This window comes from Paenimyroides ceti, assembly GCF_030409925.1.
On record NZ_JAUFQU010000001.1, the window covers coordinates 2831206 to 2844213 of the forward strand.

Below are 13008 nucleotides of genomic sequence, written 5' to 3' on the forward strand. Positions count from 1 at the left end.
GTTCCTAAAGCAAATAGACACTTATGACATTTTTCCTATTGGATGGAAGAAAACAAAAAAGCCTATGCCTCTCAGAAGTATTTCAGATAAAATATTTATACATAAAAACATTTTATCAATTTAAAGACATTCAGATCTGATTTTAATTAATATCTATTGGAAAAAACACTTTTCTTTATATCGTATATGTGGTAGATGAATGATATAAAAAGTATTTTTATAATTGGTATAGAATCCAAATCGAATGTCAAAGTTAACACATTTTTTTTTCAAAAGACATTAAATGATGTTAAAAAAATTAAAATCCACTATCCTCTTTTTGATTTATGTTCCTTTGTTATAACGGGTTCCGGGCATTTTTAGTGAAATATAAGTTAGTTCTATTCGTCTTATATTTTTTTCCCGATCAATAAAAATATATGTTTTTTTTGGATTTTAAACCTGAATAATATACGTGGAAAAGTTCTAAAAAAAAGCACACCTAAAATTTAGGTGTGCTCATAATAATGCTTGTCTATTTTAAGGATGTTTATTTTTTAACTATCTTAATAAAGGATTCTTTGTTTCCTGATTTAATAAATACAACGTAAGTTGCACTTGGTAAATCTGCGAAGAATAATTCTACTTCATTAGATTGGTAGTCTTGTTTTTTTACTACTCTTCCTAATAAGTTATAAACTTCAACTTTTGTCACAATACCCGAACTCTTGATGCGAAGGTAATCTTCTACAGGATTCGGATAGTATTCAATTGTATCTTTCTGGAAGTTTTCTATTCCGGCAGTTACATTTACCGTAACAGCAAATGGTAAACTTGAACACTCATCAGTTGCTACAACAACAGCATAATAGGTTACTCCATTTACCAGTACTTCCGAAGTTGATAACGCGTCAACATTATCTACTGCATTTTCATAAGTCGCATACCATGTTACTGTAACAGGCTCTACTACTAAATCTGCAATAGTTGCCCCTTCCTCAAACTGTTGATTTGGTGCACCAACAGGAGTTGGTAAAATATCATTTATAATTACCTCAACAGAAGCTCTTTCCTGACTTTCACATCCGTCAATTGTCTGGGAAGCAAAATAAGTGCCGTTTGCCAGCACAGTATCTGTTGTAAGCTCTGTTACTGCATCTGCTGTTGCATACCATTTTATCTGAACTCCTTCTATTTCAACATTATCTATTGTTGCATCAGCAGCTATACAAAATTCCTGAGGAGAAATTATTGCTGGCGGTAGAACTACAGCTGGCTCAGTAATTGTTACTTCCTGTGTAGTAGTACATCCGTTGTCATCTGTAATGATAACCTCATAAATTCCGGCTGCTAAGTCTGTAGCCGATGCTTGAGTACCACCAGAAGGTGACCATAAATAGGTGTAAGCACCTGTACCTCCCATGACTTCAATTGTAGCCGAACCATTTGAATTTCCATTACATACGACATTTGTTTGAGCAACAATGGATGTTGTCATAACAGCAGGCTCTGTAAGGGTAAAAGACTGTGTTGTAGTACAGCCATTAGCATCCATAACTGTACAAATGTATGTACCTGCTGTAAGATCAGTAGCTGTTATAGCAGTACCACCCGAAGGTGACCATAAATAGGTGTAAGAACCCGTACCTCCTGTTACCTCAACGGTAGCTGATCCGTTAGAAGCTCCGTTACAACTAATATTAGTCTGTGACAAAGCTGTTGCCGTCAACACTGGAGGTTCTGTAATGGTAAAAGACTGTGTAGTCATACATCCGTTTGCATCAGTAACAGTACATACGTAAGTACCTGCTGAAAGACCATCAGCAGTAGCTGAAGTACCTCCTGATGGAGACCATGAATAGGTATAAAGACCAGTTCCTCCGATTATATCTACTGTAGCGGAACCATCTGAGGCTCCATAACAGGACACATTTGTTTGTACTGAAGCTAAAGTAGAAGCTAAAACAGCAGGTTGTTCAATTTCTACGGTTTGTATTGCGGTACATCCATTTGCATCTGTAACAGTTACTGTATAAATACCTGCTGCTAATCCCGTAGCTGTTGCTGCATTACCTCCCGATGGTGACCATGAATAGGTGTAAGATCCTGTTCCTCCAACACCTATAACAGTTGCAGAACCATTAGTTCCTCCATTACAGGATACATTTATTTTAGTTGGTGACAAAACAGCTGATAAAGCAGCTGGTTCTGTTATTGTAAAAGATTGTGTTGCCGTACATCCGTTGGCATCAGTAACCGTAACATTATAAACACCCGCAGAAAGACCTGTCGCTGTTGCTGCAGTACCTCCTGATGGTGACCATGAATAGGTATACGTTCCGGTACCACCCGACACGCTTACTGTAGCGCTACCATTTGATCCACCATTACAAGAAAGATTTGTTTGTGAAGGTATAATATTTATATTGGTTGGTTGTGTGATCGTAAATGTTTTAGTTAAAATACATCCGTTGGCATCTGTTATCGTACAGGTGTAAACACCCGCTGCAAGACCAGTTGCCGTAGCAGCAGTACCTCCAGAAGGAGACCATAAATAGGTATACTGACCTGCTCCGCCTGATGGTATTACAGAAGCTGTAGCGTTTGCACTTCCGTTACATAAAACATTTGTTTGTGATGTAGTTGCTACCATCGCAGTTGGTTGTGTAATGGTAACACTTCTCGTTAAAGTACATCCGTTGGCATCTGTTATAGTACAAGTGTAAACACCTGCAACAAGACCGGTAGCTGTAGCTGCTGTCCCGCCTGACGGAGACCATGAATACGTATAGGTACCTGTACCACCGGATGGTGTTACAGAAGCAGTACCATTTGCCCCTCCATTACAGGATACATTTGTTTGTGCTATTGTAGCTGTTATAGGAGATGGTTGCGTAATCGTAAATGTACGGGTTATCTGACAAAGATTGGCATCAGTAATCGTACAGGTATAAATACCAGCCATAAGACCTGTTGCCGTTGCCGCTGTACCTCCTGACGGAGACCACAAATAGGTATAAGTACCAATACCACCGGATACAGACACTGTAGCAGTACCATTTGAACCTCCGTTACATGAAACATTGTTTTGAGAAGTTGTAGCTACAATTGGTGATGGCTGTGTAATTGTAAATGATTGTGTTTTTGTACAGTTATTTGCATCTGTTACCGTTACTGTGTATGTCCCTGCCGATAAGCCAGTAGCTGTAGCCGCTGTACCGCCTGAAGGTGACCATGAATACGTATAGGTACCTGCACCACCCACAACGCTTACAGTTGCTGAACCGTTAGTTGCTCCGTTACACGTAACATTTACTTGTGATGGAGTGATGATCATAGCTGTTGGCTGAGTAATGGTAAAACTTTTGGTCAAAGTACATCCGTTAGCGTCTGTAATGATACAATTGTAAACACCTACCGATAATCCTGTAGCTGATGCTGCTGTGCCTCCTGATGGAATCCATAAGTAAGTATAACCTGCTGTACCCCCCGATACATTTACAGTAGCTGAACCATTAGAACCACCATTACAAGACACATTTGTCATGGATGTGGTTGCTGTCAGGGCTGTAGGCTGTGTAACGGTTACTGTACGTGTTGCCTGACAGCCATTAGCATCAGTTACGGTACAGGTATACGTGCCGGCAGTAAGTCCTGTTGCCGTTGCATTGATTCCTCCTGACGGAGCCCATGAATAGGTATAAGTACCAATACCACCGGATGCAGTCACTGAAGCGGTACCATTTGACCCCCCATTACAGGATACATTTGTCACAGAAGCAGTTGTCGTTATAGGAGCCGGCTGTGTAATGGTAACGGTACGCGTTATCTGACAAAGATTAGCATCTGTAATTGTACAGATATAAGTTCCTGCGGTAAGACCTGTTGCTGTCGCTCCTGTTCCACCAGATGGTGACCAGGAATAAGTATATCCTCCTGCCCCTCCTGATGCTACGACAGAAGCTGCCCCATTGTTCCCGCCATTACACGATACATTTGTCGACGAAGTTGTAGCTGTTATTGAAGATGGCTGAGTAATGGTAAAGTTTCTCGTCAATATACACCCATTATTAGCATCCGTTACTGTTACAGTGTATGCTCCCGCAGTTAGTCCTGTAGCCGTAGCAGCAGTACCTCCTGAAGGTGACCATAAATACGTATACTGACCTGTCCCGCCTGTTACATTTACAGTAAGAGAACCTGTCGGCTGACCGTTACACGCAATATTTGTCTGTACTGTTGTAGCATTCATAGCAATTGGCTGGGTAATTGTAACATTTCTTGTCACAGAACATCCGTTAGCATCTGTAATGAGGCAAGTATAAACCCCTACCGATAAGCCAGTCGCTGATGCTGCTGTACCTCCTGATGGTGACCATAAATAGGTATACCCGGGAGTTCCACCGGATGCCGATACAGTTGCAGTTCCGTTTGAACCGCCATTACAAGACACATTTGTAGAGGATATGCTTGCTGATAAAGCTGTTGCCGGCTGACTGATTGTAACGGTACGTGTTATCTGACAAAGATTAGCATCTGTAATTGTACAGATATAAGTTCCTGCGGTAAGACCTGTTGCTGTGGCTCCTGTACCTCCAGACGGCGCCCAGGAATAGCTATATCCTCCTGACCCACCAGATGCAACTACAGAAGCTACACCATTACCTCCTCCATTACACGATACGTTTGTTAATGAAGTAGTAGCTGTTAAAGCAGCAGGCTGGGTAATAGTAACCGGTAGCGATTTTGTTTTATTGGTAGCATCTGTCACAGTAACTGTGTAAGTTCCGGCAACCAATCCGGTTGCTGTTGCTGCTGTGCCACCAGAAGGAGACCATGAATAGGTATAGGGTGCAGTTCCTCCCGAAACACTTACTGTGGCAGCTCCCGTAGCACTACCATTACAGGCTACATTGGTCTGACTGCTCAAAGTAACTGTTGGAGTATCAAGATCTATCACTAAATTAGAATCTTTAACCCAGGTAAAAGCATCAAGAGCGGCATAAGTGTATCCTCCACCCAGTGTAATTTGCAATTGATCAATAATAATATTGCTGTAATTCTGTCCGTTCAGATTGGTCAGGTCAATCAAGGTATAGCCATTGGCTGTTGCCACGGAAGTATTAAAACCAGTGGTTTTGGTTTGGGTAAATTTTGTTACGCCACTGAGTTTTCCTGTTATTGTTAGAGTTCCTGCAGTGCTCAAATTTAAATTAGCATCTGACAAATACACCCAAAATCTGTTTACTTTAAACAGATTAGAAGTTGTTTTAATACTAAATGAAGCTCCGTTTTGAGGTGTAAGGCTATTGTCAATGTACCGATTATCTATATTAGTTCCGCTCCAACCAGTAGCTGGATAATTAGCCTGAATATCAAATGTACTCGCGTGAGAAATAATATTAAATATGACACCGTTATCAGTAAAGCTAGTACTACCATTTGATTCAGTTTCAAATTGTTCAGTACTTGTCTGTGCATACATGGTATTAGAGAGAATCAGTACGATTATCAATAATAATGAATAAATGTTTTTCATACTTTCTCTCATTAATGATTATTTACGATTCGCACACTCTGATTTTTGAAAATATAAGTGTTGATATTGTTCTTTGTCATCGTAGAATTATTGCTATCAGTGACATTGCCGGGGACAAAACCGGAGTTCAAAAGACCGCTGTTACAGACGGTCGTCTTTGCTGCAGATTCACTTGCGAAAAACAACAGCAGATACATCAGGAAAAAGAGTCCTGAATACTGAGAATAGAATTTCCTCATTTTGAATAGTGTTAAATGGTTAATGAAGTTTTTGTATAGTTCAATACCAAACGTACCTTTTTTTGTTAAAAAATACACTATACCAAAGTATAGTTGTAAAACAAATAAAATGCTGAAAATAAATAAGTTACAAACCACTACCCAAATGGATAGATGCAAATACCAACTTGTGAATATCAGAATTTGTGTTTTTTGTACCGGAATAAAGCATAAAAAAACATCTTATTTTTCCATATTAAAATAGTGTGTTTGCCTTATATAAAACTCTATTTTCTTTGTATAAAATTTATGTAAATACACAAAAAAACAGCACTAAAGCGCTGTTTATGGAGTAAAAAAATGGGATCAATTCTGTTATTAAATAACCGGACAGTTTCTCTTTTTCTATTTTCTATGTAGTAATTTAATTGCCTGAGTTCTATTCTTAATATCCAGTTTCGAATACAGATTACCGATATGAAATTTAACGGTACTTAATGATAAAAACAATTGAGCCGCTATTTCCTGATTAGATAATCCGTTATTGATTCCTTCCAGCACCTGTAATTCTCTTTCTGTAAGATTGAATTTTTTTACCAGATCCGCAAGACTAATCTCTGTATCAGATGGAACAGAGCTTATGGGTTGTACTTTGTTTTTTTCTGTTTCAAGCTCCTGAATATATCTTTTGATTTCTGTCTTAAAATGAGTATTCTCTGCCCTTACCTTTCTAATTTTGTAAATGATGGCAAAACTAATGGTTATGATCTCAAAAGAACTGGCCAGTTTAAAGGTATTTCTCCCAAACATAGCTGCTTCTAAAACCCCGTATTGATGCAGATTATAGAGCAGTCCGAAAAGCAGTACCATACCCAAAGTGAAGATAAGAAAACGAGCCAGTATTTCTTTTCTAAAAAGTTTTATAGCGGCATGGCAACATAATAAGGCGGCAATGAAATTAAAAATATTGCAGACCGATAAAAGAATGTTATTGTGAAAAATAAAGAAAAGTAAGGCAAATAAAAAAGACAAAGAAAGCACCGGGCACACTCTCCTGATAAAAGCCGCATCATATTTTTTTAACTCTAAGAAGTAATAAGTAAATATACAGGCAATAAGAGCAGTAACCGGTGAAGTAATCATCGTAAAATTATTCAACAGCCACGGATTGGTCGTTAAAAAGCTAAACAGGCCATCTTCATATAAAAACATCATTGCTACTGAAAAAAGTAGTAAAGAATAAGTAATAAATCGCTTGTCTTTAAATACAAAATAAAAAACGATGTTGAAAATTAAGGACATGATCACAATCCCATAATACAATCCTAAATATAAAAATGATTTGCTTTCTTTTTTATAGAATTCATCTACCGTCGCCACTTCCAAATCAATAAGACTAAAGTTGTTTATTTTGGCTCTCAGATAAATTTCTGAAGCAGTTGTGGTAATTTTAAACTGATTAAAACGCGTAGTTTCTTCTTTTAATGACCGGAAATTGTTTCCTGTTCGTTCAACAAATAAGAGACTATCTCCGTATTTTTCAAACAAAGACAATTCCTGAAAATTCATATTTGAAACGGTAAGTATTATCGGAATGTTTTGCTGCTCAGGCGACAGTTTATATTTAAACCAATGTGTATCATCATGTTTGTCATAATAATGAAACAGAGAAGTCTGATTGGTTTGCTCAAACTGCAAGGGAACTATTTCTTGCAAAGCGATATCGGTATCTTTTTGAAGACTCCCATAAGAAAAAGAGCTCCACGAAAAAATGAAGAAAATAAGTGATAAAAAATGTTTCAAAGGATGTGTTTTTTGATTGCAAAAATATCATTTTTAAAACACCACCCATATTTTATTTTCATTTTGTTTATGTTATATTTTTAAAATAAAAATACAGAATGGATAAATAAGCTACCAATATGATCATAAATAAACAAAACATTCTAAAATCAAAAATGAACTTTTACTAAAAAAGCCCGCTTAAAAGCAGGCTTCTAACTAATTCAGTTGTTTCAACATCTTTGAGAAATCTTCTAATTCTATATTAACACGCGATTGTATCAGACTTATTTCTCCGTCTTCTATTGTCTTTATTACAATGTGTGTGATTTTATCCTTCCTTTCTATTGCCATGATAGCGAATTGTTCTTCTGAAGTGTTTATGCTGATGTATTCTTCATATCCGTCTTTTTTAAGTGCAGTATTCAAATCTGTTATCACTTGCGATCCCACATTTTCAATCACTACAGTACGGGTAGTTTTTATATATTTAAGAAATGGCTTTAATTCTTTTTCTTTACTGACCATTTTTAGCAATAACTTAGGAATTCTTACACTTGTAGATTGATCGTCATATTTTTTATAAAACTGATCCATTTCTTTATTTCTGAATGAAGCACATGACAAAAGACTCATCATCAGAATAATAAGGACTAAAAATTTATGGTGTCTCATTTTTTTCTGTTTTTAAGTTTCTGAACCTTGTCCATTCCTCCTAAATTGATATTTCCGGTAATATCAGTAAGCTCTTCTAATAAAAAATTACCACTGATGATCATAAGCACCGTATCTTCACCAACAATACTCATTACCAATTCTGAAATACGGTTGTTTTTTTCCAATGCTTTGAATGAAATGACATTTCCTTCTTCATTGACAGACATAAGTTCTTCGTATCCATTGTTGAGTAATGATTTAGACAAGGCAGAGAGATCATTCTTGAACGTATTGCCTTTTGCATCTTCCTGTATCACGATTTTTATGCCTTCGAGATGCGTAGCAAATTTCTGTATCTCCTTATATTCAGGATCAGTCGTTTTTATACGGGATAACATTTTAAACATGCTTTTGGAAATGTTTACTGTAGTAAATCCTTTTTTACCTTCATAATTACCTGCTATTTTTTGAGCAGCTGACAACTGACAATATCCTGTAAAGGGAATTACTATCAATATCAGTATGATAAAATACTTAAATGGTTTCATGTGTATCTATTTTACTTGGTTTAACTTATTGAGATGTTCCATATTTTTTGTTCCTGTACTCATTTTTGAACTGACAAATTCCAGCGCTTTCTTTGCCTGTTTAAGCGCAAGTTCAGGGTCTTCTATTTCTCCGTTTATATGTTGTTCTATGACAATTGATCTGGTGATATCTGATATATTGTCATTCTTATGCCGCTCCTGATCCGGTAACTGAAACCATAATAGCAGAGCTACGCATGCAGCACTCATTACAGCCATGACAGGTATTATAATTTGTCTTATGCTTTTAGGTTTTTCTGACATTGAGGGCTGCATTGCTTTTAAATCGCTCATAAAAATACCATCTGCAGATCCTACTTCTTTAGACAATAGATTTCTTAGTTGTTTTTCCTCTTCTAATGTTGTTGTACCTTCATAATACTTCTCTAATAGCTTTTCCTTATCTTTCATCATCTCTATATTTTTGGTATGCTTCCCTTATTTGTTTTCTTGCCCTTGACAGATTGGCACGTACAGCTTCATTTGTGATTTCTAATACTTCTGCGATTTTTTCCAGTTCATACCCTTCAATATCTCTCAAATGAAAAACGGTTCGTTGCTTCTCACTTAAACCTGCTAAAATCTTATCCAATAAGCGATATCCTTCAGATACTTCTAATAATTGTTGCGGATCTGCTTCCAGTTGTAAGGGTTCATTACTGTCTGAAACTATTGTCAGTTGCTTTTTGCGCAGAAAGTCTAAACAGGCATTTCTAACCATTTTCATTGCAAAGGCTTCCTTGTTTTTCACTTCTGCCAACAGATCTTTTCTCCAGATTTTTTCATAAAAATCCTGAACAACATCTTCTGCATCATTTTTATCTGACAGCATCCGCATAGCAAATCGGATAAACTTTTCACGTATTAAACTCAGTTCTTTCAAAAATCTATTTTTAGGCTTGTTTATAAGTAAGACGATAGAGAAGTATTTTTGTGACATTGGAAATAAAAAAAACCATAACAGTAAGATTGTTATGGTTTTTTTTTGCAAAAAAGCAGATTTTATAAGTTTTGAAAGAAATCATTTCCTTTATCATCTGTAATGATGAATGCCGGAAAATCTTTTACCGTTATTTTTCGTACTGCTTCCATTCCTAATTCAGGAAAATCAACTACTTCTACTTTTAAGATATTTTCTTTTGCTAAAATAGCAGCCGGCCCTCCGATAGATCCCAGATAGAAACCACCGTATTTTGCGCAGGCATCCGTTACCTGTTGCGATCGGTTTCCTTTAGCAAGCATGATCATACTGCCTCCGTTTTTCTGAAACTCATCTACATAAACATCCATTCTTCCGGCTGTTGTAGGTCCAAATGATCCGGAAGCCATTCCTTCCGGAGTTTTTGCTGGTCCTGCATAATACACGGGATGGTTTTTAAAATATTCAGGCATTTCTTCGCCTCTGTCAAGCATCTCTTTAATTTTTGCATGAGCAATATCACGGGCAACAATTACTGTTCCGTTTAACATCAACCGGGTTTTTACAGGATGTTTGCTCAGTTCTGCAAGGATTTCCTGCATCGGCCGTTCTAAATCTATAATTACCGGTGCTTCCAGATGTGGTGCCGTATCAGGCAACAGTCTTGCCGGATTGGTTTCCAACTGCTCTACAAAAAGTCCGTCTTTATTTATTTTTGCTTTTATATTTCTGTCAGCTGAACAGGAAACCCCCAATCCTACAGGACAGGAAGCAGCATGTCTTGGCAGGCGGATAACGCGAACATCATGCACTAAATATTTACCGCCAAACTGTGCTCCTACTCCCGAATCCTGACACATTTTTCGGATGCGTTCTTCCCATTCCAAATCACGAAAAGCCTGACCAGACATATTACCAGACGTTGGAAGATGGTCATAATAACCCGCTGAAGCTTTTTTTACAGCTGCTAAGGTTGCCTCTGCAGATGTACCGCCTATTACAAGAGCTAAATGATAGGGAGGACATGCAGCTGTGCCCAGATCCATTATCTTGTTTTTTACAAATGCCTCCAGTGATTTTTCGTTTAACAAAGATTTGGTCTGCTGATACAAGAAAGTTTTGTTTGCAGATCCGCCTCCTTTTGCTAAAAATAAGAATTCGTATGAATTTCCTTTTTTAGTATACAGATCAATTTGTGCCGGTAGATTGGAACCGGAATTTTTTTCTTCAAACATGCTGATCGGAACAATCTGAGAATAACGCAGATTGCGCTTTGCATAGGTATTGAATATTCCTTTTGAAAGACTTTCAGCATCATCAGCACCTGTAAAAACGTTCTCTCCTTTCTTTCCCATCACAATAGCGGTACCGGTATCCTGGCATGAAGGCAGTTCACCACTCACTGCAACCGCAGCATTTTGCAAAAGATTGTAGGCAACGAAACGATCATTATCAGTAGCTTCCGGATCATCAATTATTGCCCGTAGCTTTTCAAGATGTGCTGTTCTGAGCATAAAAGAAACGTCGGTCATAGCCGTTTCTGCCAATAACTCCAATGCCTTCGGATCAACTACCAAAATCTCTCGTTCCCCTATCTTCTCAACGCTTACATAATCAGAAGTGATTTTACGGTACTGCGTATCATCTTTCAAGATCGGATACGGATCCTGATATAAAAAATCAATCATTATTCTTGTACTTTTTGTTGTTTTGTTAGGAGGTAAATTTACAAAATAATGATCTGAGATTCTTTTAGACTATTTCTAAATTAAAACAAAAAGCCCCTCTTTACAGAGGGGCTTTTTATGTTTATTTATTTACTTTAGCCAGATATTTTTCCAATGCCATAGTCATGGATGGAGCTTCGGGGGTCGGAGCCATTATATCTACCCGTATTCCGTGTTCAACAGCTTCCTTTTGAGTAGTACTTCCAAATACCGCAATACGCGTATTATTTTGCTCAAAATCCGGAAAGTTATGAAAAAGTGAGTTGATTCCGGTTGGACTGAAAAAAGCAAGAATGTCATATTTCACATCTCTCAGATCAGACAAATCACTCATTGCTGTTCTGAAAAAGACACCTTGTTTCCAATCGATACCAAGTTCATTAAGCGTTTGAGGTACATCATCATTTAATTTATCCGATGCAGGAAGTAAAAACTTCTCATCCTTAAATTTCTTGATAAGGGGTGCCATATCAGAAAACTCTTTCTGACCTACATAAATCTTACGCTTTCTATACACCACATATTTTTGCAGATAATAAGCAATAGCTTCAGACTGACAGAAATACTTCATGGTTTCCGGAACTTTAAAACGCATTTCTTCTGCTACTCTAAAATAATGATCTACAGAATTTTTACTGGTTAAAATAACGGAAGTATAGTTGTTTAAGTCTATTTTTTGCTGACGCACTTCTTTGGCACTCACGCCTTCAACGTGAATAAAAGGTCTGAAGTCTATTTTAACTTTGTACTTTTGCTGAATGTCAAAGTACGGTGAGTTCTCTACTTTCGGTTCTGGCTGGGAAACCAAAATTGTTTTCACTTTCATGGTAAAATTGTTATGACTTATAAATATCAACCCATTTAAACAAGATTAAATAAGGAGCTATTTCGAGAGTGCAAAGATACAAAATAAAATAAAAGATATTCGACAATATTAACTTTTCATAATTTTTAAGGATTACAAAATACAATCCGATATTAATGGCAATAATGATGAATATCAATCCATAAGCAAAATACTGTGAATTTACGGGATAATAAAACCACACAATGGAAACCGGCAATAATAGTAATCCCAGATAGGTGCGGTAATTGACTTTCAACAAATTATAATGTTCTGCAAAATCTTCCAGATTAAAACAGACGGCTATTATTTTTTCGATAAGATATTTTGCGAGAATAAAAAACGCAATAAAATTAAACACTTTTATAAAGTCTAAAAAGGAATGAAAATCAATAATCGAAAAGGTTGAAAGTATTATGTGTACAATAAATGAAAAAGAAATAAGCTGTACAATAAACATAGAAATAGTAAACCAACTCTTTAGGTTAGAAGTATCTCTATATATTTTAATGTACTTGTCTGAATAGATCAGTTTTATGTATTCACTAAAACGAACAGAAAAAACATTTTTATTTACAGCAAGTAAAATAAAAGTCGCTAAAAAAATAAGCGTTGCCCAATCGGTTGACTGTGTAAGTCTTGGTATAAATTCAAGTTCTTTCATGCTCCAAAATTAATGATTTTTAGCATTCGATTTATTCTAATTTTATTAAGAATTTCTTGTTCTAAAAAGTTTACATTTGCAATTAAACCGGT

The 13008-nt window shown here is 36.7% G+C and carries 10 protein-coding genes; all 10 read right to left on the reverse strand.

The window, feature by feature from the left end; translation table 11 throughout:
- Positions 1 to 529: 529 nt before the first annotated feature.
- The gene (locus QW060_RS14030; protein ID WP_290364104.1) at positions 530 to 5518 is read right to left on the reverse strand and encodes a T9SS type A sorting domain-containing protein; all 4989 of its coding nucleotides are present in this window, start codon (positions 5516 to 5518) and stop codon (positions 530 to 532) included.
- 11 nt (positions 5519 to 5529) lie between these two features.
- On the reverse strand, positions 5530 to 5916 hold the full coding sequence (locus tag QW060_RS14035; RefSeq protein WP_290364105.1) for a hypothetical protein: 387 nt from the start codon (positions 5914 to 5916) through the stop codon (positions 5530 to 5532).
- Between the two features lie 225 nt (positions 5917 to 6141).
- A complete protein-coding gene (locus QW060_RS14040; protein ID WP_290364106.1) occupies positions 6142 to 7539 on the reverse strand; it encodes a 7TM diverse intracellular signaling domain-containing protein in 1398 nt (465 codons plus the stop codon).
- Between the two features lie 198 nt (positions 7540 to 7737).
- Entirely contained in the window at positions 7738 to 8193 is a 456-nt protein-coding gene (locus QW060_RS14045) for a DUF4252 domain-containing protein (protein ID WP_290364107.1), read from the reverse strand.
- Positions 8190 to 8723, reverse strand: a complete 534-nt coding sequence (locus tag QW060_RS14050; RefSeq protein WP_290364108.1) for a DUF4252 domain-containing protein — start codon at positions 8721 to 8723, stop codon at positions 8190 to 8192. Before QW060_RS14050 ends, QW060_RS14045 begins: the two co-directional genes overlap by 4 nt.
- Before the next feature lie 6 nt (positions 8724 to 8729).
- The gene (locus tag QW060_RS14055; RefSeq protein ID WP_290364109.1) at positions 8730 to 9173 is read right to left on the reverse strand and encodes a hypothetical protein; all 444 of its coding nucleotides are present in this window, start codon (positions 9171 to 9173) and stop codon (positions 8730 to 8732) included.
- Positions 9163 to 9645 (reverse strand): RNA polymerase sigma factor, encoded by a 483-nt coding sequence (locus tag QW060_RS14060; protein ID WP_290364110.1) that lies wholly within the window; start codon positions 9643 to 9645, stop codon positions 9163 to 9165. Before QW060_RS14060 ends, QW060_RS14055 begins: the two co-directional genes overlap by 11 nt.
- A 119-nt stretch (positions 9646 to 9764) precedes the next feature.
- Positions 9765 to 11366, reverse strand: coding sequence for a fumarate hydratase (locus QW060_RS14065; protein WP_290364769.1), 1602 nt, complete (start codon positions 11364 to 11366; stop codon positions 9765 to 9767).
- Between the two features lie 124 nt (positions 11367 to 11490).
- Positions 11491 to 12234, reverse strand: coding sequence for a uroporphyrinogen-III synthase (locus QW060_RS14070; protein WP_290364111.1), 744 nt, complete (start codon positions 12232 to 12234; stop codon positions 11491 to 11493).
- Between the two features lie 10 nt (positions 12235 to 12244).
- Positions 12245 to 12916, reverse strand: a complete 672-nt coding sequence (locus QW060_RS14075; protein ID WP_290364112.1) for a DUF4271 domain-containing protein — start codon at positions 12914 to 12916, stop codon at positions 12245 to 12247.
- Positions 12917 to 13008 lie beyond the last annotated feature (92 nt).